We start from the raw sequence: 21,730 nt of genomic DNA on the forward strand, positions 1-21,730 counted from the left end.
GGAGCCGTCGAACGGCGGTTCCGGCAGCCCGCCCCAGGTCACGGGGGTCCGAGCGGTACCTCATGCCGCAGGCCGCGGGAATATGCAGTACCTTCCCCACATGTCCCAGCCCGCTCGCCCGCAGTCCTCCGACGTCTCCGACACCCCCACTCCCGGCACCCGCCGGGCGGCCGCCCAACGCCTGAAAATGCGCCGGGAACTCTCGGCCGCCGCCATGGAGCTGTTCGCGACGAAGGGCTACGAGGCGACCACGGTCGACGAGATCGCGGCCGCCGCGGGCGTCGCCCGGCGCACCTTCTTCCGCCACTTCCGTTCCAAGGAAGAGGCGATCTTCCCCGACCACGACGACACGCTGGTGCGCGCCGAGGCCGTCCTGGACGCCGCGCCGCCGCACGAGAACCCGCTCGACACGGTCTGCCGCGGCATCAAGGAAGTCATGCGGATGTACGCGTCCGCGCCGGCCGTGTCGGTGGCCCGTTACCGCCTCACCCGCGAGGTACCCACCCTCCGGGAGGCCGAGATCGCCTCGGTGGCCCGCTACGAGCGGCTGTTCACCAGGTATCTGCTGGGCCACTTCGACGAGGGCGCGCACCGCGAGGGCGACGACGACCCGCTGCTCGCCGAGGTCGCCGCGTCCGCCGTGGTCACCGCGCACAACCACGTCCTGCGCCGCTGGCTGCGAGCCGGCGCGGAGGGCGACGTCGAGAGCCAGCTCGACCACGCCTTCGAGATCGTCCGCGAGACCTTCGGCGCGGGGATCGGCGCGGGCCGGACCGCGTCCGGCGAGACGCCCCCGGCGACGGTCTCCCGGGAGGGCGAGGTGCTGGTGACGGTCGCCCGCACGGACGCCCCGCTCGACGAGGTCATGCGCACCATCCGCAAGGCGCTCAAGGAGAACCGCTGACCGGGGCCGCCGGGCGCCGGCCGGGCCGCGGTCCGCGCGGCGCCTGACGGGACCGCCCCGCTCCCCCGTCCACCGCCGCGTGACGGACGCGAGCGGGGCGCCGCCGCCCATCGAAGTCCCCTGGTCCCGCGGCCAGTTGCCGCTTCCCACCGCCGCCCCCGCGCCGCGCTTTCCCCGCGGGACGCCGCCGCCCGCTCCGCACGGGCGCCGGCCCCGGCCCTGCGCCCCGCCGGCGGCTTGCCGAACGCGGCCCCGTGTGCCGCGCGCCCGCCCCTCCCCCTTCCGCGGCGCAGCCGGCAAAGGCCGTCCGCCGCACGTGCGTCGCCTCCCCCGGCCTCACCCGATTGGCGTAAGGGACCTCCGCGCACCGTCCGCGCACCGCACCTCACATAGCGGGACGAAGCATCCCCAAAACGGCCCGTTCTTTGCTCATGCGTGCCCAGCGCATGACATTTGAGAGAAATTCTTGGCACTCAGTGTCTTGTCTGCTGGCACCGGGTGTCATACGTTGGAGGTGTCCGGGCGGCCGGCGCACCTCATGAAACCCCGGTGCGCCGACTGTCCCCGCAAGAACTTGCGCGCCCGGACGCCTGCGTCACAGGCACTCCCCCCGCTACCGCAGGGGCCCCGCGCCCACCAGCGCAATGCCAAGCACCACCGGCCGAACCGACGGCACCACAGCCGCTCCACCCCCGACGTTCCCTCAAGCCGTTCCATACGCGCTTCGCCGGAGGCATACCGTGAACCAGATACTCGATGCGATCCTCGCGCCGGACAGCACGCGCGAAGACTTCGCCGCCCTCCCCCTCCCCGAGTCGTACCGCGCGGTCACCGTGCACAAGGACGAGGTCGACATGTTCGCCGGCCTGTCCACCCGCGAGAAGGACCCCCGCAAGTCGCTGCACGTCGAGGACGTGCCGGTGCCCGAACTCGGGCCGGGCGAGGCGCTCGTGGCCGTCATGGCCTCCTCCGTGAACTACAACTCGGTCTGGACCTCGATCTTCGAGCCGATGTCGACCTTCGGCTTCCTGGAGCGCTACGGGCGGCTCTCGCCGCTCGCCAAGCGTCACGACCTGCCGTACCACGTCATCGGCTCGGACCTGGCCGGCGTGGTGCTGCGCACCGGCCCCGGCGTCAACGCCTGGCACCCCGGCGACGAGGTCGTCGCGCACTGCCTCTCCGTGGAGCTGGAGTCCTCCGACGGCCACAACGACACGATGCTCGACCCCGAGCAGCGGATCTGGGGCTTCGAGACCAACTTCGGCGGCCTGGCGGAGATCGCGCTGGTCAAGTCCAACCAGCTGATGCCCAAGCCGCGCCACCTGAGCTGGGAGGAGGCGGCGGCGCCGGGCCTGGTCAACTCGACCGCGTACCGGCAGCTGGTCTCGCAGAACGGCGCGGCGATGAAGCAGGGCGACAACGTCCTGATCTGGGGCGCCAGCGGCGGCCTCGGCTCCTACGCCACCCAGTTCGCGCTGGCCGGCGGCGCCAACCCGATCTGCGTGGTCTCCAGCGACCAGAAGGCGGAGATCTGCCGGAAGATGGGCGCCGAGGCGATCATCGACCGCAACGCCGAGGGCTACAAGTTCTGGAAGGACGAGCAGAACCAGGACCCCCGGGAGTGGAAGCGCTTCGGCAAGCGCATCCGCGAGCTGACCGGCGGCGAGGACGTGGACATCGTCTTCGAGCACCCCGGCCGGGAGACCTTCGGCGCCTCGGTGTACGTCACCCGCAAGGGCGGCACCATCGTCACCTGCGCCTCGACCTCCGGATACCAGCACGAGTACGACAACCGATACCTGTGGATGTCGCTGAAGCGGATCGTCGGCTCGCACTTCGCCAACTACCGGGAGGCGTGGGAGGCCAACCGGCTGATCGCCAAGGGCAAGATCCACCCGACCCTGTCGAAGACGTACCGCCTGGAGGAGACCGGCCAGGCCGCCCACGACGTGCACCGCAACGTCCACCAGGGCAAGGTCGGCGTGCTGTGCCTGGCCCCCGAGGAGGGCATGGGCGTGCGCGACGAGGAGAAGCGCGCCCGGCACCTCGACGCGATCAACCTGTTCCGTGCCACCGCGCCGGCGCAGCGGACCGGCACCCCCGACCGGAACGCCTGAGGACCGGGATCACATGACTGAGCGTCAGAAGGATCGTCCGTGGCTGATGCGGACGTACGCCGGGCACTCCACCGCCGAGGCGTCCAACGAGCTGTACCGGCGCAACCTCGCCAAGGGCCAGACGGGCCTGTCGGTCGCGTTCGACCTCCCGACGCAGACCGGATACGACCCCGACCACGTCCTGGCCCGCGGCGAGGTCGGCCGGGTCGGGGTCCCGGTGTCCCACCTGGGTGACATGCGGCGCCTGTTCCAGGACATCCCACTGGAGCAGATGAACACCTCGATGACCATCAACGCCACCGCCATGTGGCTGCTGGCGCTCTACCAGGTGGTCGCCGAGGAGCAGGGCGCCGATGTCAGCAAGCTCTCCGGCACCACGCAGAACGACATCGTCAAGGAGTACCTCTCCCGCGGCACGCACGTCTTCCCGCCCGGTCCTTCGCTGCGGCTGACCACCGACATGATCACGTACACGGTCAACCACCTCCCCAAGTGGAACCCGATCAACATCTGCAGCTACCACCTGCAGGAGGCGGGCGCCACGCCGGTCCAGGAGATCTCGTACGCGATGTCCACGGCGATCGCCGTGCTGGACGCGGTGTTCGCGTCCGGCCAGGTCCCCCAGGAGCGGCGCGGCGACGTGGTCGCCCGGATCTCGTTCTTCGTGAACGCGGGCGTCCGCTTCGTCGAGGAGATGTGCAAGATGCGCGCCTTCGGGCGCCTGTGGGACCGGATCACCCAGGAGCGCTACGGCATCGAGGACCCCAAGCAGCGCCGCTTCCGCTACGGCGTGCAGGTCAACTCCCTGGGACTGACCGAGGCGCAACCGGAGAACAACGTCCAGCGGATCGTCCTGGAGATGCTGGCCGTCACGCTCTCCAAGGACGCCCGCGCCCGCGCCGTCCAACTCCCCGCCTGGAACGAGGCGTTGGGGCTGCCGCGCCCCTGGGATCAGCAGTGGTCGCTGCGCATCCAACAGGTCCTCGCGCACGAGTCGGACCTGCTGGAGTACGAGGACATCTTCGCCGGGTCGCACGTCGTGGAGGCCAAGGTGGACGCCCTGGTGACCGACTGCCTGGCGGAGATCGACCGGATCCAGGAGATGGGCGGCGCGATGGCGGCCGTGGAGTCCGGCTATCTGAAGTCGCAGTTGGTGTCGGCGCACGCCGAGCGCCGGGCCCGCATCGAGTCCGGCGACGAGAAGATCGTCGGCGTCAACTGCTTCGAGGGCAGCGAACCCAACCCGCTCACCGCCGACCTGGACACCGCGATCATGACGGTGGACCCGGCCAACGAAGCGGGCGTCGTGCGGGCCCTGCACAACTGGCGGGACAACCGCGACGAACTGCGGGCCCAGGAGGCGCTCTCGGCCCTGAAGAAGGCCGCGGCGGGCGACACCAACCTCTTCCCGGCGACGCTGGAGTGCGCCCGCGCCGGCGTGACGAGCGGGGAGTGGGCCTGGGCGCTGCGGGACGTCTTCGGCGAGTTCCGGGCCCCCACCGGGGTCTCCGGCGCGCCGGTGGCGGTGACCGCGGAGGCCGGTTCGACGCTGGCGACGGTCCGCGAGAAGGTCGCCAGGACGGCGGCCGACCTCGGCGGCGGCCGGCTGCGCCTGCTGGTCGGCAAGCCCGGCCTGGACGGGCACAGCAACGGCGCCGAACAGATCGCGGTGCGCGCCAGGGACGCCGGCTTCGAGGTCGTCTACCAGGGCATCCGGCTCACCCCGGAGCAGATCGTGACGGCGGCGGTCAGCGAGGACGTGCACTGCGTGGGGCTGTCGATCCTGTCGGGATCGCACGCCGCGCTGGTGCCGGACGTCCTGGACCGGCTGCGCCGCGCCGGCGCCGGCGACCTACCGGTCATCGTGGGCGGCATCATCCCGTCGGCGGACGCCGCGGCGCTGCGCGAAGCGGGTGTCGCCGCCGTCTTCACCCCGAAGGACTTCGGGATCACGGAGATCATCGGCCGTATCGTCGACGAGATCCGCACAGCGAACCAACTCGACCCTCTGGAGGTCCCCGCATGACGCCCCCCGTTCAGCGTCTGCGTCCGCGCCGTTCGTGTCTGGCGGTGCCCGGCAGCAACCCCCGCTTCCTGGAGAAGGCCCAGGGCCTCGCCGCCGACCAGGTCTTCTTGGACCTGGAGGACGCCTGCGCGCCGCTGGCCAAGCCGCAGGCCCGGCACACCATCGTCACGTTCCTCAACGAGGGTGACTGGACCGGCAAGACGCGGGTGGTGCGGGTCAACGACTGGACCACCGAGTGGACCTACCGGGACGTCGTCACGGTCGTCGAGGGCGCCGGCGCGAACCTCGACTGCATCATGCTGCCGAAGGTGCAGGACGCCGCGCAGGTGACCGCGTTGGACCTGCTGCTGACGCAGATCGAGAAGACCATGGGCCTCGAAGTCGGCCGGATCGGCATCGAGGCGCAGATCGAGAACGCCAAGGGCCTGGTGAACGTCGACGCGATCGCCGCCGCCTCGCCCCGCCTGGAGACCATCATCTTCGGCCCGGCGGACTTCATGGCGTCGATCAACATGAAGTCCCTGGTGGTCGGCGAGCAGCCGCCCGGCTACCCGGCGGACGCCTACCACTACATCCTGATGCGCATCCTGATGGCGGCCCGCACCCACAACCTCCAGGCCATCGACGGCCCTTACCTCCAGATCAAGAACGTCGACGGGTTCCGCGAGGTGGCCGGTCGGGCGGCCGCGCTGGGCTTCGACGGCAAGTGGGTACTGCACCCGGGCCAGGTCGAGGCCGCCAACGAGGTCTTCTCGCCGTCCCAGGAGGACTACGACCACGCCGAACTGATCCTGGACGCGTACGAGTGGTGCACGTCCGAGGCGGGCGGGAAGAAGGGTTCGGCGATGCTCGGCGACGAAATGATCGACGAGGCGAGCCGCAAAATGGCACTGGTCATCGCTGGAAAGGGCCGGGCCGCCGGCATCGTTCGCAAGTCCACTTTCGAAGCCCCGGAGGCATGAGCGCGATGCAGTTCGGCCGCACCTATGAAGAGTTCACCGTCGGCGACGTCTACAAGCACTGGCCGGGTAAAACGGTGACCGAATACGACGACCACCTGTTCTGCCTGCTGACCATGAACCACCATCCGCTGCACATGGACAGCAATTACGCGGAGCGGACCACCGACTTCGGGAAGAACGTCGTCGTCGGCAATTACGTCTACTCCCTGCTGCTGGGCATGTCGGTGCCGGACGTCTCCGGAAAGGCGATCGCCAATCTGGAGATCGAATCGCTGAAGCACGTGGCGCCGACGTTCCATGGCGACACGCTTTACGGCGAGACCACGGTGCTGGACAAGACGCCGTCGAAGTCCAAGTCCGACCGCGGCATCGTGCACGTCGAGACCAAGGGCTACAAGCAGGACGGCACCCTGGTCTGCGTCTTCCGGCGCAAGGTGATGGTGCCCACCGCCACCTACATCGAGGAGCGCGGCGGCGAGCAGCCCGGCCGCCCCGAGCTCAAGGCCCCCGCGGCCCGGAAGGAGAAGTGACCGGATGGCACGCCTGGCACGGACCGAGGGTCTGAACGACGTCCAGCAGGAAATCCTCTCCACCGTCCGCGACTTCGTGGACAAGGAGATCATTCCGGTCGCCACGGAACTGGAGCACCGCGACGCATACCCGACACAGATCGTCGAGGGCCTGAAGGAGCTCGGTGTGTTCGGCCTGATGATCCCCGAGGAGTACGGCGGTCTGGGTGAGTCGTTGCTCACCTACGCGCTGACGGTCGAGGAGATCGCCCGCGGCTGGATGAGCGTCTCCGGCATCATCAACACCCACTTCATCGTGGCGTACATGCTCAAGCAGCACGGCACGCAGGAGCAGAAGGACCATTTCCTTCCGAAGATGGCGGCGGGCGAGATCCGGGGCGCCTTCTCGATGTCGGAGCCGGCGCTCGGTTCCGATGTGTCGGCCATTTCCTCCAAGGGTGTCCGGGACGGTGACGACTTCGTCCTCAACGGCCAAAAGATGTGGCTCACGAACGGCGGCTCGGCCACCCTCGTGGCGGTGTTGTGCCGAACGGACGAGGGACACCCCGAAGGCACCGCCCCGCACAAGTCGATGACGACCTTCCTGGTGGAGAAGGAGGCGGGCTTCGGCGAGGTCCGACCGGGCCTGACCATTCCGGGCAAGATCGAGAAGATGGGCTACAAGGGCGTCGACACCACTGAGCTGATCATGGACGGGCTACGCATTCCGGCGGACCGGGTCCTCGGCGGCGAGACCGGGCGTGGCTTCTATCACATGATGGACGGCGTCGAGGTGGGCCGGGTCAATGTGGCTGCGCGGGGCTGCGGAGTCGCCCAGCGCGCCTTCGAGCTCGGCGTGTCGTACGCGCAGCAGCGACACACCTTCGGCAAGCCAATTGCCCAGCACCAGGCAATTCAGTTCAAACTCGCCGAAATGGCGACAAAGGTGGAGGCCGCGCATGCCATGATGGTTAATGCCGCACGCAAAAAGGACTCGGGGCAACGAAACGACCTTGAGGCGGGCATGGCCAAGTACCTCGCCTCCGAGTACTGCAAGGAGGTGGTCGAGGACTCCTTCCGTATCCACGGCGGCTACGGCTTCTCCAAGGAGTACGAGATCGAGCGCCTCTACCGGGAGGCCCCGATGCTCCTGATCGGCGAGGGCACGGCCGAGATCCAGAAAATGATCATCGGGCGACGGCTACTTGAGGAGTACCGAATCCAGGGCTGAACGTCCCATTTGGGTCGTTTTCCGCTAGATAAAGATCACACCGTGTCATCGTTCTTCGGCCACGGATTGGCTCTGGCTCTTGGCCAGTTGCCGCTCGCAACCGATAGCATCCCAGGAAAGCCGCCGTCCCCCGTATCCATACGCGGCATCCTCCGCTACGAAGGTCATCCATGCCCCACAGCCAATCCTCTGCACAACGCGGTCGCGTCCGCCTCGCGCGCGGAGCATCGCCGTGGCTCCTCCCGACCGTGGCAACGGCAGCGGTCAGCCTGGCCCGTTCCCGTCGCTCGGGACGCTGGGCCGCCGTCGCCGTGCCCACCACCGCACTCGCGGCGGGCATGCTGTGGTTCTTCCGCGACCCGGAGCGAGAGATCGCGCAGGGGCGCGTCATCTCTCCGGCCGACGGCGTGGTGCAGAGCATCATGCCGTGGAAGGACGGGCGCACCCGCGTCGCGATCTTCATGAGCCCGCTGAACGTCCACGTCAACCGTGCGCCGCTGGCCGGCACGGTGACGTCCGTGGAGCACATCCCCGGCGGATTCGTTCCCGCGTTCAACAAGGAGAGCGAGAACAACGAGCGGGTCGTCTGGCACTTCGACACCGAGCTCGGTGACATCGAGATGGTGCAGATCGCCGGCGCGGTCGCCCGCCGCATCGTGCCTTACGTGCCGCAGGGCACCAAGGTCGAGCAGGGCGAGCGCATCGGCCTGATCCGCTTCGGCTCGCGGGTGGACGTCTACCTTCCGGAGGGCGTCGAGCCGGCCGTCGAGGTCGGCCAGACCACGACCGCGGGGGTGACTCGCCTTGACCGTGATTGATCCCGAGACCCAGGCGGGCTGGGCGCCGGAGAACGACGGGGACGACGATGACATGCCGCTGTCGACGCGGTTGTCGATAGCGGACACCCTCACACTCGGCAACGCCATCTGCGGCTTCATGGCCGTGTACTTCACCACCACCGGCGTCCTCATCCCGCACCTGACGGGCACCGAGGACGGCGGGATGGCGCGGCACAGCGCGGCGATGGCCGTGATCCTGATGCTCCTGGCATCGATCTTCGACCTCTTCGACGGGCTGGTGGCGCGCAAGCTGCGGGCCTCGGCGATGGGGGCCGAACTCGACAACCTCTCGGACCTGATCAGCTTCGGGTTGGCGCCCGCCTACTTCGTCGTGACCTGGGGCATGGTCGCCCAGGACGCGCACCAGAAGGTGTCGGTCGTCGCGGCGGTCGTCGTCCTCCTGGCGGTCGTGCTGCGCCTCGCCCGCTTCTCCTGCGTCACGATCCGTGACGGCATCTTCCAGGGGATGCCGAGCCCGTTCGGCGCCCTGACCGTCGTCGCCATCGTCCTGCTGGAGCTGCCGTTCCTGCCGACCCTGCTGGCGATCATCGGGGTGGCCTGGCTGATGGTGAGCCGGGTCGAGTACCCCAAGCCGCGCGGCCGCCTCGCGGTCGCCATGCTCAGCTGGATCGTGCTCAGCATGGGCATGCTCGCCGCCTGGGCCCTGGACGCCCCCGGCGGTCAGCTGCTCCTGCAGACCGGCTGCTCCCTGCAGATCGTTCTGGGCGCCATGATCCCGGTCTTCGCGACGGCCCGGAGGGTCAACACCTTCCGCGACAACCGCCGCGAGTCGCGCGCCGAATCGCACGCCGCGCACCAGCCCTGACGGCGGGCCGCCCCGGCGGCACCCACCGAGGACGCGAAGAGGCCCCGAGCGGAACGTTCCGCTCGGGGCCTCTTCGCGTGGGGCGCCGTTCGTGTGGCGCGCGGCAGGTGGGGCCTGCCCTACGGGGCGGGGCCCCGTCCGGCCCCGGCACCGGGCCTCGTCGGTGGCTGACGAGGCCCGCCGCGGGAGCCGGCTCAGACCAGGAAGTCCCGCGCCAGCAGCTCCGCGGACCGCTCCAGCAGCGGACCCGCCTCGGCCATCGAGCGCGCCGGGTCCGACTCCAGGTCCGTCAGGGCGTAGGCGCGCTGGATGCCGGCCCCGGACAGCGCCTCCTGGGACAGCTGGAGCCGCCCGCAGACCGCGACCACGTCGATGCCCGCCGCGCGCGCCGCCGCGGCGACCCCGGCCGGCGCCTTGCCGTGCAGGGTCTGCTCGTCCAGCGACCCCTCACCGGTGATCACGAACGTGGCCCGGGCCAGTGCCGGCGCGAAGCCCAGCACGTCCAGCATCACGTCGATGCCCGGCCGGAACGCGGCGTCCAGCCCGACCAGCGCGCCGTAGCCGATGCCGCCCGCGGCACCGGCACCGGGCGCCAGCGCGTGCTCGGCGGCCTTGGAACCGACGACGCGCTCCAGCACCTCGGCGAAGTGCGCCAGCGCGCCGTCCAGGACAGCGACGTCCTCCGGGCTCGCGCCCTTCTGGGGACCGTAGACCGCCGGCGCGCCCTTGGGGCCGGTCAGCGGATTGTCGACGTCACTGGCGAGCACGATCTCCGTGCGGGCCAGCCGCGGGTCGAGCCCCGACAGGTCGGCCGTGGCGAGCTCGCGCAGCCCGCCGCCGCCCGGACCGACCGGCGCCCCGTCGGCGTCCAGGAACCGGGCGCCCAGCGCCGACAGCATGCCCGCGCCGCCGTCCGTCGTGGCGCTGCCGCCCACCCCGAAGACGATCGAGGTCGCCCCCGCGTCCAGCGCGGCGAGCAGCAGCTCACCGGTGCCGTACGTGGTGGCCGTGAGCGGCGCGAAGACGCCCTTCGGGAGGTGCTGGAGACCGGATGCCTCGGCCATCTCCACCACCGCCGTACCGTCCTCGCGCAGCGCGAAGGTGGCCGTCACCGGCTCGCCGGTGGGCCCGGTGACCCGCGCCTCGTGCCGGGTGAAACCGGCCGCGAGGGCCGCCGCGGTCGTCCCGTCGCCGCCGTCCGCGACCGGCACCGCCGCCACGTCCAGCTCGGGGACCACGCGCCGCAGCCCGGCCGTGACGTGCTCGGCGACCTCGACGGCCGTGAGCGAGCCCTTGAACTTGTCCGCGGCGATCAGCACGTGTGCTGTGTTTGTCCTTGCTGCGTCCGCCACCGTGTTTCCCCTTGCTTTCGAACTGGCAGTCGCGCCGTTGAGACCTTATCCGCCCGGCGCCCCGGCGAACAGAGCGGACCAAGATCACCCGCGCGTCCGCACCCCCTCCCACCTCTGGCCCTCGCTTCGCCTCCAGGCCGATCACCCCCTAGGCTCGCCGCCGTGACGACCACGGACGACGACTACGCCACCTACATCGCCGGCCTCCCCCGCGTCCTCGCGGGCGCGGCAGCACTCTTCCGCGACGCGGAAGGCCGCCTCCTGCTCGTGGAGCCCAACTACCGCGACACCTGGCTCCTGCCCGGCGGCACCATCGAGTCGGACACCGGAGAGTCGCCGCGCCAGGCCGCCCGTCGCGAAACCGTCGAGGAGATCGGCCTCGACGTGGAACTCGGCCGGCTGCTCGCCGTCGACTGGGTCCGCAGCACGGCCCGGCCACCCCTGGTGTGCTACGTCTTCGACGGCGGAGTGCTGGACGCGGACCAGTTCGCCGCCATCCGGTTGCAGCAGGAGGAACTGCTGTCCTGGCGCCTGCTGCACTGGGACGAGGCGGCGCCGCTCCTCGCCGACGACCTGCGACTGCGGATCCGCGGCGCCCTGGACGCCCTGGAACACGGCCACGGCCCCCTGGAACTGGAGGACGGCCGGCCACCGGCCTGACCTCTGCGCACGCGGGACGCTCCGCCGGTGGCGTGCGAGCGCCGTGCGCCGGCGACCACGGCGGGGCGCCGCTGCACCCACGGGCCCCTGTCCGACTCGCCCGGACGGCGTCGCCTCCGACATTCGGACGAACTCCCGTGCCAGCGCACGGCAACGCCCGCCCGGAAGCCGCGCCCCGCGAAATGCCGGGACGCCCAACGGGCCCAAGAGCACGGCTCGCACCATCGGAGCACGCCCCCTCGCCGAACGCCTCATACCCCAGTGTGAGAACCGTGGGCCGATTCCTGCCACCCACCCACCGCCTAGCCTCATTCCCATGAAAGAAATCGCGGCACGCATCGCGCGGGTGCCGGGCGTCATCGGAGTCATGCTCGGGGGCAGCCGCGCACGAGGAACCAACCGCCCCGATTCCGACTGGGATCTGGGGATCTACTACCGGGGGACCCCCGACCTCCCGGCCCTGGAGGCACTGGCCGCCGACGTGACCGGCAGCCCCGTCGAAATCCACCCACCGGGCGCCTGGGGCCCCTGGGTGAACGGCGGAGCGTGGCTGGTGCTCCCCGACGGCAGCCACGTGGACTGGATCCTCCGGGACGTCGACCGGGTGCGACAGGTGTGGGAGGACTGTCGCGCCGGCCGCTTCGAAACCGGCATACAGGCCGGGCATCCGCTCGGCTTCTGGTCCCCCGCCTATCCGGGCGAAGTCGCCCTCGGCCAGGTCCTGGTGGACGACACCGGGGAGCTGAGTGCCCTCAAGGACGAGACCCGGACGTACCCGGACCCCCTGCGCGAGGCAGTGACCGGTGCCGCCGTCTGGGACGCGGGCTTCTCGGTGGCGATGGCGGCCAAGTCGTCCGCCGGCACCGACGTCCTGCACGCCTCCCTGTGCCTCTCCCGGGCCGTGGGAGCCCTCGTCCAGGCCCTGCACGCCCACCACCGCGTCTGGTGCCTCAACGAGAAGGGCTCCCTGGCCGCCACCGCCGCCCTGCCCCACACCCCACCGGGCTTCGCCACCCGCGCCAACACCGTCCTCGGCGAACTCGGCCGCACCAGAGCCCAGTTGCACCACTCCCTCGCCTTGGCCGAACGCCTGGTGGACGAGGTCCGGGAGGTGGTCACGGCAGAGGGGTGAGGGCGTGAGGCGTCACGGGTGAGGGGTGAGGGTGAGGGGTGACGGCGTAGGGGCGAACCGGCAGGGGGAACAAGGCAGGTGGGGGCGTCGACGGGACGGGGCAACCCTTGAGGGGCGCGGAGGGGGTACGGCCGAGAGGGGGCGGAGCCGGCCAGAGGTGGCGACTTCTGTGACGGCGTTCGTGAGTGGGGCGACGGGGAGGGGTGGGGGCGGGGGGCGGGGGGCGGGGCCCAAGGGTGAGGCGGGGCCCGGCAGCAGGCCGCAACAGACCGCAGGTCAGCTGCTGACCCCCACCGCACGTCCGTACGTGGTGGCGTCGGGGACGAGGTCGAGCATGGCGCGGGCGACATCTGCGCGGGGGACGGAGCTGCCGGCCGGGCCGGCTTCGACGGCGTGGCGGTAGCGGCCGGTGCCCGGCTTGTCGAGCAGGCGGGGCGGGCGTACGACGGTCCAGTCGAGGTCGGTGCCGCGGAGTACGGCCTCCATGCGTTCCAGGTCGGTGTAGAGCTCCTTGAGGATCGCCCAGAGCAAGGGGCTGAAGACGCGGTGGCTGAGGAACGGTTGGCCGGTGCCGGTGCGGTTGAGCGGGCCGGCGCTGACGACGAGGAGGCGGCGCACGCCGGTCGCCGCCATGGCTTCGGTGACCGCGCGGGCCGACGTGGAGGCGGGCCGCAGCGGATCGTGCCGGCCCAACTGTCCGATGCCGGAGAGGACCGCGTCGGCGCCCTCGACCGCGGGCTTGACGGAGGTCGCGTCGAGGGCGTCGACGCGGACGACCGTCAGGCGTGGGTGGCGCTCGGTCAGCTTTTCCGGGCTGCGCAGTGCGGCGGTCACCTCGTGCCCGTCGGCCAGTGCCTGGCTGACGAGGTGCCGGCCGATGCCGCCCGAGGCCCCGACGACGGTGATTCTCATGGCTCCTCCGGTGTTCTGTCCTGGGCACCCCCGAAGGCACACGAGGGTGAGTAAGCACTCACCCACCAGTGTGAGTGAGTGCTTACTCACCTGTCAATGTAGAGTCGCCCCATGAGCCCCGAAGCCGCCGCCCCGCTGTCCGGAGGCGCTCTGACGCGCTCCCGCATCCTCGACGCCGCCGCCCTGCTGATGACGAGCGTCGGACTGGCGCACACCACGACCAAACAGCTCGCGAAGCAGGCGGGATGCTCCGAGGCGGCCCTGTACAAGCACTTCCGGAGCAAGGAGGAGATCTTCGTGCAGGTGCTGCGCGAGCGGGTGCCGCAGCTCGCGGACGCCCTGGCGGAGCTGCCGGACCTGGCGGGGGACGAACGCGGCCCGGCCGGGCACCTCACGGCGGTGACGCTGGCCGCCGTGCGCTTCTACCGGCGGTCGTTCCCGATCGCGGCCTCACTGTTCGCCAGTCCCGAGCTGCTGGCGACGCACCGGCGCAAGCTCGACGAGCTGGGTTCCGTCGGGCCGCACAACGCGAGCCGGCAGGTGGCGGCGTACCTGGCCGCGGAGCAGGAGCTGGGGCGGGTCTCGTCGGCGGTCGATCCGCACGCGGCGGCCAACCTGCTGATCGGGGCCTGCTTCCACCGGGCGTTCCTCGACCTGTTCTTCGACGGGGAGGCACCGGCCGGTGCGCTGCGTCCGGCGGGCGAGGCGGAGTTCGCGGCGGAGACGGTGCGGGCGCTGCTGGGAGGGCTCGCACCGTCGGACGACGCGTGAGGGTCGGGCGCGGGGACGGCAGGGGCCGCACGGGGGCCTGAGTACCCGGGAGGGCGCGGGCGTGCCCGAGGGCCCAGAAGCTCGGGGAGTGCGGGGAGTGCGGGGAGTTCTACGGTTTTCCCGGGCCGCCGGGAGGGCGGGGCGGCCCGGTGGTGGCCGGGGCGCCGTCCGGGGTGGTGCGGTCGTGGCTCAGACGCACGTCTCCGCGGGAAAGAGGCCGTCGGCGGCGCGTTCGAAGGTGAGCAGGCGGCGCTTGCGGTCGAGGCCGCCGCCGTAGCCGGTGAGGCTGCCGTTGGCGCCGACGACGCGGTGGCAGGGGACGATGATGCCGACCGGGTTGCGGCCGTTGGCCAGACCGACGGCGCGGGAGGCGGCCGGGTTGCCGAGCCGTTCGGCGAGCTGCCCGTAGGAGAGGGTCTCGCCGTACGGGATGGTGCACAGGGCGGCCCAGACGCGGCGTTGGAACGGGGTGCCGTGCAGTGCGAGCGGCAGGTCGAAGGTGGTCAGTTCGCCCCGGAAGTAGGCGCGGAGTTGGGTGATGGTCCGGGCGAAGGGCGGTTCGGTGGGGTCGGCCGGGGGGCCGAAGTTCTCCTGGGGCGGGCGGTGGCGTTGGTCGGTCATGTAGAGGCCGGTGAGGGCGGCGGCGTCGGCGACGAGGGTGAGCGGGCCCACGGGGGTGTCGTCGAGGACGGTGTGGGTGACGGGGCCGGTGGGGGCCGTGCTGGGTGCGGGCATGGTGGGGCTCACTTCGCCGGGAGGTGGTTGATGGGGTGGTCGTCGGTCGCCCAGAGGTACTGGACGGCGTAGGCGCGCCAGGGGCGCCAGCGGGCGGAGTGCCGGATCAGGGCGGCGGGGGTGGCGGGCATGCCGAGGCCGGCGGCGGCGCGGCGCAGGCCGAGGTCGGTGGGGGTGAAGGCGTCGGGGTCGCCGAGGGCGCGCATGGCGATGCATTCGACGGTCCAGGGGCCGATGCCGGGGAGTTCGGCGAGGCGGGCGCGGGCCTCGTCCCGGTCGCTGCCGACGTCGAGGTGGAGGGTGCCGTCGGTGAGGGCGGCGACGACGCCGGTGAGGGTGGCGCGGCGGGTGCGGGGCATGGCGAGGGTTTCCGGATCGAGTCCGGCGAGCGCGGCGGGGGTCGGGAAGAGGTGGGTGAGGCCGCCGGCGGGGTCGTCGACGGGTTCGCCGTGGGCGCGGACCAGGCGGCCGGCGTGGGTGCGGGCGGCGGCGGTGGAGACCTGCTGTCCGAGGACGGCGCGGACCGCGAACTCGTCGGGGTCGGTGGTGCGCGGTACTCGGCGGCCGGGGGCCTTGTCGACCAGGGGGGCGAGTTGCGGGTCGGTGCGCAGGAGTCCGTCGACGGCTTCGGGATCGGCGTCGAGGTCGAGCAGTCGGCGGCAGCGGGCGATGGCGCCGGCCAGGTCGCGGAGGTCGGTGAGGGCGAGGCGGCAGTCGATGTGGTCGGGGCGGGGCGCGAGCGCGACGATGCCGTGTCCGTAGGGGAGGTCGAGGGTGCGGCGGTAGGCGCCGTCGCGCCACTCCTCGACGCCGGGGACGGCGGTGGCGGCGAGGTGTCCGAAGAGGTTGTCGGGGTTGAGCGGCTGGCGGAAGGGGAGCCGCAGGGTGAGGGTGCCGGGGGCGGCGGTGCGGGGGCCGGGGCGGGCGCGGCCGCGGAGTTCGGTCGGGGAGAGGGCGAAGACCTCGCGGACGGTCTCGTTGAAGGCGCGGATGCTGGCGAATCCGGCGGCGAAGGCGATCTCGGCCATGGGGAGCGCGGTGGTCTCGATCAGCAGTCGGGCGGTTTGGGCGCGCTGGGCGCGGGCCAGGGCGAGGGGGCCGGCGCCGAGTTCGGCGCGTAGTTGGCGTTCGATCTGGCGGGGGCTGTAGCCGAGGCGGGCGGCGAGGCCGGGGACGCCTTCGCGGTCGACGGTTCCGTCGCCGATCAGGCGCATGGCGCGGGCGACGAGGTCGGCGCGTTCGTCCCATTGCGGGGAGCCGGGGCTGGCGTCGGGGCGGCAGCGTTTGCAGGCGCGGAAGCCGGCTTGTTGGGCGGCGGCGGCGCTGGGGTAGAAGCGCATGTTCTCGGGCTTGGGGGGCACTACCGGGCAGCTGGGCCGGCAGTAGATGCCGGTGGTGAGGACCGCGGTGTAGAACCATCCGTCGAAGCGGGCGTCCTTGGATTGCACGGCGCGCAGACAGCGCTCGGTGTCGGTGTGCATGTCCTCCAGGATTCCTCAGCCGGGTGGGATGGGCTGGCGGAAATCCGACATGGACCTCGGCTCATCAGCCTGGACGCCGGTTGCCGGCTCGGGGTGTCGCCCGGGTGGTCTTCGGGGTCGTCTTCGGGCGGCTCCGGACCGGCCGCCGTGGGCCGACCGCTCCGGGCCGACGCGGGCCGCTGTGGGTCAGTGCTCGGCCAGGGCTGCCTGGTAGGCGGCGTGGGCGCGGTCGTCGAAGACCACGAAGCGGATCTCGTCGAAGGCGTCGGGGGTGGTGGCGAGGGCGGCGCGGACGGTGGCGACGGCGGTGCGGGCGGCGTCGGCGATCGGCCAGCGGTAGACGCCGGTGGAGATGGCGGGGAAGGCGAGGGTGCGGGCGCCGAGTGCGGCGGCGGTGCGGAGGGCTTGCACGTAGCAGGAGGCCAGGAGGTCGCTGCGGTCCTCGGTGGCGGAGTGGACGGGGCCGACGGTGTGGATCACCCAGCGGGCGGGGAGTCGGCCGGCGGTGGTGGCGACGGCCTGTCCGATGGGCAGGCCGCGGCCGTAGCGGCCGGCGCGCAGGGCGCGGCACTCGGCGAGGATCTCGGGGCCGCCGCGGCGGTGGATGGCGCCGTCCACTCCCCCGCCGCCCAGGAGCGAGGAGTTGGCGGCGTTGACCACGGCGTCGACGGCCTGCTCGGTGATGTCGCCCTGGGTGAGGGTGAGACGGGTGTTCATGGTGCTGAGCGTAGGTGGTGCGGTGCTCCGTCCCCGTTTCCGTCCGTCGCCCGTCGGGGCGCGCCGGTGAAGGGCAGGGCGGCGGGCCTAGCGGTGGCTGCTTCGCAGGCGGCGCCAGACCGCCTTGGCGGCGTAGTGGCCGGACATGCCGTGGACGCCGGGGCCGGGTGGGGTGGCCTGGGAGCAGAGGAAGACGGCGGGGTGGGCGGTCTCGTAGGGGACGCGGGTGAGCTTGGGGCGGATGAGGAGGCGGAGGCCGGCGGCGGAGCCGGTGGCGGTGTCGCCGCCGACGTAGTTGGCGTTGCGGGCGGCGAGTTGTGGGGGGCCGGCGACGGCGCGGGCGAGGACGAGGTCTCGGAAACCGGGGGCGAAGCGCTCGATCTGGCGCTCGACGACGTCGGTGGCGTCGCCTTCCCAGCCGTTCGGGACGTGGCCGTAGGCCCAGAAGGTGTGGTTGCCGTCGGGGGCGCGGGTGGGGTCGATGAGGCTGGGTTGGGCGGTGATGAGGAAGGGGACGGAGGGGTCGCGGCCTTCGCTGGCGGCGTTGAGGGCGGCGGAGATCTCGCCGCTGGTGGGGCCGATGTGGACGGTGCCGGCGCGCCGGGCTTCCTCGGCGGTCCAGGGGGCGGGGCCGGAGAGCGCGTAGTCGATCTTGAAGACGCTGGGGCCGTAGGTGACGTCGCGGTAGGCGTTGCCGAGGCCGGCGATCCGGGCGAGGGCGGTCGGGGAGGTGTCGAAGACGTAGGCGCGGGCGGGCGGGAGGTCGTCCAGGCGCTTGACCTCGAAGTCGGTGTGGACGGCGCCGCCGTGGGCGCGCAGCAGTCCGGCGAGGGCGTCGGAGATGGCCTGGGAGCCGCCGCGGGGCACCGGCCAGCCGTTGGCGTGGGCGGCCAGGGCGAACATCAGGGCCAGGCCGCTGGTGCCGAGGCCGCGGAGCGGGGCGATGGCGTGGGCGGCGAGGCCGGCCAGCAGGGCGCGGGCCTTCTCGTCCTGGAAGCGGCGGTTGAGGAGGGTGACCGGCTGCATGCCGACCAGGCCGAAGCGGGCGTAGGTGACCGGGGCCTGGGGCAGGCCCAGCCACTGGGTGCGCAGGAAGTCGTGGGCCATGGCGTCCCACTTGCCGGTGAAGGGGGCGACGAGTCGGCGGTAGGTGCCGGCGTCGCGGGGGCCGAAGGACATGGCCGTCTCGCCGACGGAGTGCGCGAGGACGGCGGCGGTGCCGTCGGGGAAGGGGTGCGCCATGGGCAGGTCGGGGTGGAGCCATTGCAGGCCGTAGCGTTCCAGGGGCATGGCGCGGAAGGCGGGTGAGCCCACGCCCAGTGGGTGCACCGCGGAGCAGGGGTCGTGGCGGAAGCCCGGCAGGGTGAGTTCCTCGGTGCGGGCTCCGCCGCCGATGGTGTCGCGGGCTTCGAAGACCGCTACGGACATGCCGCGGCGGGCGAGTTCGACCGCCGCTGTCAGGCCGTTGGGTCCCGCTCCGATCACGACGGCATCGAGCATCGTCGGCACCTGCGCCACTCCCCTCGTGTCCGACCCTCGTCGGTGAGGGTCAGTTGGCGGCAGCCAGCAGTCCGAGGATACGCCGGGCCGTTTGGGTGTCCCGGGCCGCGGTGAAGGGCAGGGCGTTGGCGCCTTCGATGCGGAAGGGCTGGCCGGCGACCGTGCCGCTGGCGCCGCCCGCTTCGTGGACGAGGAGGAGTCCGGCGGCGTGGTCCCAGGCGTTCTGCCAGCTGAAGGCGGTGGCGTCGAGCCGGCCGAGGGCTATGTGGAGGTACTCCAGGCCCGCGGAGCCGCAGGGGCGGGGGGCGATGCCGGGGGCGTCGAGGCCGGCGAGCACGCGCTTTTGGTCGTCGGTGGTGAAGTCGGGGTGGGAGGTGGCGACTTCGAGGGTGGCGCCGGGGGCGGGGTGGCCGGCGTGCAGCCGCTCGCCGTTGAGCCAGGCGCCGGCGCCGCGGCGGGCGACGGCCATCTGGTCGAGGGCCGGGGCGTACGTCCAGGAGGCGAGGACCTCGCCGTGGTGGGCGAGGGCGACCAGGGTCGCGAAGCCGGGGTCGCCGTGGACGAACTGGCGGGTGCCGTCGACCGGGTCGACGATCCAGACGGGGGCGTCGCCGTGGAGCGCGTCGAGGACCGTGGGGTCGGCGTGCACGGCTTCTTCGCCGACCACCCGGGAGCCGGGCAGCAGGGCGGTGAGGGCGGCGGTGAGGTGTTCCTCGGCGCGGCGGTCGGCGATGGTGACGAGGTCGTGCGGGCCGTTCTTCTGGACGATGTCCTCGGCGGCGAGCTGCCGGAAGCGGGGCGTGATCTCGTCGGCCGCGGCCTGTCGGACGGCGGTCTCGACGGCGGCCAGGTCCAGGCCGGAGAGGTCCAGGCCGGTGGGGTCGGTCGCGGCGGGCGTCGTGGCGGTGGGGAGGGGGGTGACGGCGTCGGTGAGCTCCGTGGTGTCTCCCTGATTGCGGGTGTGCAGTGCTTCGATCATGCGTCCATCGAACCACGAGCCACTGACACTCCAGCCGGACACCGGGTGAACTCCCGGTGCCCTCCGGGCCACGGGCGGGTGCGGCCGGAGACCCGCTGAGGGCCCCGTCCGCACCCGACCCACCGGCGTCATTGCAGGTCAGGCCCCATGTCGGTGGTGACGCCGGGGTGGGGGGCCGGACCGGGAGGGGTCAGCGGCCGACGGCGTACCCCTGCATGCCGCGCGGGTTGGCGGCGGCCGACAGCACCCCGGTGCGGGGGTCGCGGGCCACCGCGCTCAGGCGCCCCTCCGACCAGGCGGCGCCCACCGTGACGTCGTGGCCGCGCTCCCGCAGTCCGTCGATGACCTCGTCGCCGATCCGGGATTCGACGGTGACGCTGCCGGGGCGCATGCCGCGCGGGAAGAAGGAACCGGGGAAGGAGTCGTTGTGCCAGTTCGGGGCGTCGATGGCGCCTTGGAGGTCGAGTCCGCCGCGGACCTGCGGGCGCAGGGCGACGGACAGGAAGAAGTGCAGTTGCCACTGGTCCTGCTGGTCGCCGCCCGGGGTGCCGAACGCCATGACGGGGACGCCGTCGCGCAGGGCGAGGGAGGGGGTGAGGGTGGTCCGGGGGCGGCGCCCGGGGGTGAGGGAGTTCGGCAGGCCCTCCTCCAGCCAGGCCATTTGCAGGCGGGTGCCGAGCGGGAAGCCGAGGCCGGGGACGACCGGGTTGGATTGCAGCCACCCGCCGGAGGGGGTGGCGGAGACGAAGTTGCCCCAACGGTCGACGACGTCGATGTGGCAGGTGTCGCCTCGGGTGGTGCCGTCGCGGTCGACCTCGGGGGCGACGGCCGGCGGGGCGCCGTGGCGGGGCTCGCCGGTGCCGCGGGCCACGGTCGGTTCCCCGGCGCCGCTCGCCGACACACCGAGCGGATCGAAGCCACCGGTGCCGGTGGCCACCGCCAGGGCGTGCTTGCTCAGCCGCGGGGTGCGGCCGTCGGGGCTGCCGGGTCGCAGCGCGGCGGAGGCGCGGTCGCCGATCAGGGCCCGCCGGGCGGCGTTGTAGTCGTCGCCGAGCAGGGTGGCGAGGGGGACGTCGGCGGCGTCGCCGTACCACGCTTCGCGGTCGGCCATCGCGAGTTTGCTGCCCTCGACGAGCAGGTGGACGTAGTCGGGACTGCCGTGGGCGGGCAACTCCTCCGGGAGCAGGGCGAGTTGCTGGAGGAGGGCCGGGCCCTGGGTCCAGCCGCCGGCCTTGGCGACGGTCCACCCCTGCCAGTCGTAGGTCACCGGGTCCTCGTAGGTGGCGCGGTAGGCGGCCAGGTCGTCGCCGGTGAGGGTGCCGGCGTGGCGTTCGCCGGAGGTGTCCATGGCGGGGCGGGCGGCGAAGGCGGCGAGCGCCTCGCCGATGAACCCCTCGCGCCAGATGCGGCGGGCGGCGTCGATCTGGGCGGCGCGGTCGGTGGCGGCGGCCCCGGCCTCGGTGAGGAGGCGGCGCCAGGTGGCGGCCAGCGGCCGGTTGGTGAGGAGTTCGCCCGGGCGGACGGCGCGGCCGCCGGGCAGGTAGAGCTCGGCGGAGGAGGTCCACTCGGTCGCGAAGAGCGTGCGGACGGTCTGGACGGTCTCCCCGATGCGTTCGACGGCGGGGTGGCCGTGTTCGGCGTACTCGATGGCGTAACGGAGCACCTCGGCCAGCGACTTGGTGCCGTGGTCGCGCAGCAGCAGCATCCAGGCGTCGAAGGCTCCGGGGACGGCGGCGGCGAGCGGCCCGGTGCCGGGCACCAGGTCGAGGCCGAGGGAGGTGTAGTGCGCCACGCTGGCCCCGGCCGGGGCCGGGCCCTGGCCGCACAGCACCCGCACCGGTCCGCCCGCCGGGGCCAGGATGACGGGCACTTCGCCGGCCGGGCCGTTGAGGTGCGGTTCGACGACGTGCAGCACGAATCCGGCGGCGACGGCGGCGTCGAAGGCGTTGCCGCCGTCCTCCAGGACGGCCATCGCGGACTGGGACGCCAACCAGTGGGTGGTGGCGGCCATGCCGAAGGTGCCTTGGAGCGTGGGGCGGGTGGTGAACACGGGGGCTCCTCGTCGTGGGTCGGTGTG

Annotated in this window: 19 protein-coding genes; 11 read left to right on the forward strand and 8 right to left on the reverse strand. The window is 72.3% G+C overall.

Annotation, left to right across the window (positions count from 1 at the left end; translation table 11 throughout):
- The first annotated feature begins 100 nt into the window (after positions 1 to 100).
- The 8 genes from ACJ6WD_RS02970 to pssA all read left to right on the forward strand — a co-directional run bounded on the left by ACJ6WD_RS02970 (position 101) and on the right by pssA (position 9,414).
- Positions 101 to 904 (forward strand): TetR family transcriptional regulator, encoded by an 804-nt coding sequence (locus ACJ6WD_RS02970; protein WP_376441661.1) that lies wholly within the window; start codon positions 101 to 103, stop codon positions 902 to 904.
- A gap of 740 nt (positions 905 to 1,644) precedes the next feature.
- Positions 1,645 to 3,021, forward strand: a complete 1,377-nt coding sequence (ccrA, locus tag ACJ6WD_RS02975; RefSeq protein WP_233660625.1) for a crotonyl-CoA carboxylase/reductase — start codon at positions 1,645 to 1,647, stop codon at positions 3,019 to 3,021.
- 13 nt (positions 3,022 to 3,034) lie between these two features.
- A complete protein-coding gene (locus ACJ6WD_RS02980) occupies positions 3,035 to 5,047 on the forward strand; it encodes a protein meaA (RefSeq protein WP_376441665.1) in 2,013 nt (670 codons plus the stop codon).
- Positions 5,044 to 6,009, forward strand: a complete 966-nt coding sequence (locus ACJ6WD_RS02985; RefSeq protein WP_407615084.1) for an HpcH/HpaI aldolase/citrate lyase family protein — start codon at positions 5,044 to 5,046, stop codon at positions 6,007 to 6,009. The genes ACJ6WD_RS02980 and ACJ6WD_RS02985 overlap by 4 nt, the downstream gene beginning before the upstream one ends.
- A 5-nt stretch (positions 6,010 to 6,014) precedes the next feature.
- Positions 6,015 to 6,539, forward strand: coding sequence for a MaoC family dehydratase (locus ACJ6WD_RS02990; protein WP_233660690.1), 525 nt, complete (start codon positions 6,015 to 6,017; stop codon positions 6,537 to 6,539).
- A 4-nt stretch (positions 6,540 to 6,543) separates the two neighbouring features.
- Positions 6,544 to 7,749 carry an acyl-CoA dehydrogenase family protein gene (locus tag ACJ6WD_RS02995; RefSeq protein WP_331250050.1) on the forward strand — a complete coding sequence of 402 codons (1,206 nt, stop codon included), beginning with the start codon at positions 6,544 to 6,546 and terminating at the stop codon, positions 7,747 to 7,749.
- A gap of 170 nt (positions 7,750 to 7,919) precedes the next feature.
- Positions 7,920 to 8,567: a phosphatidylserine decarboxylase gene (locus ACJ6WD_RS03000; RefSeq protein ID WP_016573361.1), complete on the forward strand. Its 648-nt coding sequence runs from the start codon at positions 7,920 to 7,922 to the stop codon at positions 8,565 to 8,567.
- Positions 8,554 to 9,414 (forward strand): CDP-diacylglycerol--serine O-phosphatidyltransferase, encoded by an 861-nt coding sequence (pssA, locus tag ACJ6WD_RS03005; protein WP_016573360.1) that lies wholly within the window; start codon positions 8,554 to 8,556, stop codon positions 9,412 to 9,414. The genes ACJ6WD_RS03000 and pssA overlap by 14 nt, the downstream gene beginning before the upstream one ends.
- A gap of 194 nt (positions 9,415 to 9,608) precedes the next feature.
- Here the strand turns inward: pssA and ACJ6WD_RS03010 are convergent, their stop codons facing one another.
- Entirely contained in the window at positions 9,609 to 10,733 is a 1,125-nt protein-coding gene (locus ACJ6WD_RS03010) for a glycerate kinase (RefSeq protein ID WP_407615085.1), read from the reverse strand.
- 195 nt (positions 10,734 to 10,928) lie between these two features.
- On the opposite strand from ACJ6WD_RS03010, the gene ACJ6WD_RS03015 reads away from it, so the two are divergent.
- Together ACJ6WD_RS03015 and ACJ6WD_RS03020 are read left to right on the forward strand one after the other, a co-directional pair.
- Positions 10,929 to 11,426 carry an NUDIX hydrolase gene (locus tag ACJ6WD_RS03015; protein ID WP_016576713.1) on the forward strand — a complete coding sequence of 166 codons (498 nt, stop codon included), beginning with the start codon at positions 10,929 to 10,931 and terminating at the stop codon, positions 11,424 to 11,426.
- A gap of 316 nt (positions 11,427 to 11,742) precedes the next feature.
- Positions 11,743 to 12,558, forward strand: coding sequence for a nucleotidyltransferase domain-containing protein (locus ACJ6WD_RS03020; RefSeq protein ID WP_407615086.1), 816 nt, complete (start codon positions 11,743 to 11,745; stop codon positions 12,556 to 12,558).
- Between the two features lie 276 nt (positions 12,559 to 12,834).
- Here the strand turns inward: ACJ6WD_RS03020 and ACJ6WD_RS03025 are convergent, their stop codons facing one another.
- Positions 12,835 to 13,470 (reverse strand): NAD(P)-dependent oxidoreductase, encoded by a 636-nt coding sequence (locus tag ACJ6WD_RS03025; RefSeq protein ID WP_233660631.1) that lies wholly within the window; start codon positions 13,468 to 13,470, stop codon positions 12,835 to 12,837.
- A gap of 111 nt (positions 13,471 to 13,581) precedes the next feature.
- Between ACJ6WD_RS03025 and ACJ6WD_RS03030 the strand changes: the two genes are divergently transcribed.
- Entirely contained in the window at positions 13,582 to 14,241 is a 660-nt protein-coding gene (locus tag ACJ6WD_RS03030) for a TetR/AcrR family transcriptional regulator (protein ID WP_233660632.1), read from the forward strand.
- Between the two features lie 189 nt (positions 14,242 to 14,430).
- Here the strand turns inward: ACJ6WD_RS03030 and ACJ6WD_RS03035 are convergent, their stop codons facing one another.
- From ACJ6WD_RS03035 to ACJ6WD_RS03060, 6 genes are all read right to left on the reverse strand, one after another.
- Positions 14,431 to 14,976, reverse strand: a complete 546-nt coding sequence (locus ACJ6WD_RS03035) for a methylated-DNA--[protein]-cysteine S-methyltransferase (RefSeq protein ID WP_407615087.1) — start codon at positions 14,974 to 14,976, stop codon at positions 14,431 to 14,433.
- A gap of 8 nt (positions 14,977 to 14,984) precedes the next feature.
- Complete coding sequence (locus ACJ6WD_RS03040) at positions 14,985 to 16,457, reverse strand: DNA-3-methyladenine glycosylase 2 family protein (RefSeq protein ID WP_020929793.1); 1,473 nt, start codon at positions 16,455 to 16,457, stop codon at positions 14,985 to 14,987.
- A gap of 186 nt (positions 16,458 to 16,643) precedes the next feature.
- A complete protein-coding gene (locus ACJ6WD_RS03045; protein WP_233660634.1) occupies positions 16,644 to 17,174 on the reverse strand; it encodes an O-acetyl-ADP-ribose deacetylase in 531 nt (176 codons plus the stop codon).
- Between the two features lie 87 nt (positions 17,175 to 17,261).
- A complete protein-coding gene (locus ACJ6WD_RS03050; RefSeq protein ID WP_366406813.1) occupies positions 17,262 to 18,683 on the reverse strand; it encodes an NAD(P)/FAD-dependent oxidoreductase in 1,422 nt (473 codons plus the stop codon).
- A 40-nt stretch (positions 18,684 to 18,723) separates the two neighbouring features.
- On the reverse strand, positions 18,724 to 19,653 hold the full coding sequence (locus tag ACJ6WD_RS03055; RefSeq protein WP_407615088.1) for an inositol monophosphatase family protein: 930 nt from the start codon (positions 19,651 to 19,653) through the stop codon (positions 18,724 to 18,726).
- 190 nt (positions 19,654 to 19,843) lie between these two features.
- The gene (locus ACJ6WD_RS03060) at positions 19,844 to 21,703 is read right to left on the reverse strand and encodes a gamma-glutamyltransferase (protein ID WP_331249514.1); all 1,860 of its coding nucleotides are present in this window, start codon (positions 21,701 to 21,703) and stop codon (positions 19,844 to 19,846) included.
- Positions 21,704 to 21,730: the final 27 nt, after the last annotated feature.

The sequence above is a fragment of the Streptomyces sp. VTCC 41912 genome (assembly GCF_045799175.1).
Classification (GTDB): Bacteria; Actinomycetota; Actinomycetes; order Streptomycetales; family Streptomycetaceae; genus Streptomyces; species Streptomyces albulus_C.

Excerpts from the sequence above, each read along its gene's own strand:
- ACJ6WD_RS02970 (WP_376441661.1), top strand. The coding sequence starts at position 101 with ATGTCCCAGCCCGCTCGCCCGCAGTCCTCCGACGTCTCCGACACCCCC.
- ACJ6WD_RS02980 (WP_376441665.1), top strand. The coding sequence starts at position 3,035 with ATGACTGAGCGTCAGAAGGATCGTCCGTGGCTGATGCGGACGTACGCC.
- ACJ6WD_RS02985 (WP_407615084.1), top strand. The coding sequence starts at position 5,044 with ATGACGCCCCCCGTTCAGCGTCTGCGTCCGCGCCGTTCGTGTCTGGCG.
- ACJ6WD_RS02990 (WP_233660690.1), top strand. The coding sequence starts at position 6,015 with ATGCAGTTCGGCCGCACCTATGAAGAGTTCACCGTCGGCGACGTCTAC.
- ACJ6WD_RS02995 (WP_331250050.1), top strand. The coding sequence starts at position 6,544 with ATGGCACGCCTGGCACGGACCGAGGGTCTGAACGACGTCCAGCAGGAA.
- ACJ6WD_RS03000 (WP_016573361.1), top strand. The coding sequence starts at position 7,920 with ATGCCCCACAGCCAATCCTCTGCACAACGCGGTCGCGTCCGCCTCGCG.
- ACJ6WD_RS03020 (WP_407615086.1), top strand. The coding sequence starts at position 11,743 with ATGAAAGAAATCGCGGCACGCATCGCGCGGGTGCCGGGCGTCATCGGA.
- ACJ6WD_RS03025 (WP_233660631.1), bottom strand. The coding sequence starts at position 13,470 with ATGAGAATCACCGTCGTCGGGGCCTCGGGCGGCATCGGCCGGCACCTC.
- ACJ6WD_RS03030 (WP_233660632.1), top strand. The coding sequence starts at position 13,582 with ATGAGCCCCGAAGCCGCCGCCCCGCTGTCCGGAGGCGCTCTGACGCGC.
- ACJ6WD_RS03035 (WP_407615087.1), bottom strand. The coding sequence starts at position 14,976 with ATGCCCGCACCCAGCACGGCCCCCACCGGCCCCGTCACCCACACCGTC.
- ACJ6WD_RS03040 (WP_020929793.1), bottom strand. The coding sequence starts at position 16,457 with ATGCACACCGACACCGAGCGCTGTCTGCGCGCCGTGCAATCCAAGGAC.
- ACJ6WD_RS03045 (WP_233660634.1), bottom strand. The coding sequence starts at position 17,174 with ATGAACACCCGTCTCACCCTCACCCAGGGCGACATCACCGAGCAGGCC.
- ACJ6WD_RS03055 (WP_407615088.1), bottom strand. The coding sequence starts at position 19,653 with ATGATCGAAGCACTGCACACCCGCAATCAGGGAGACACCACGGAGCTC.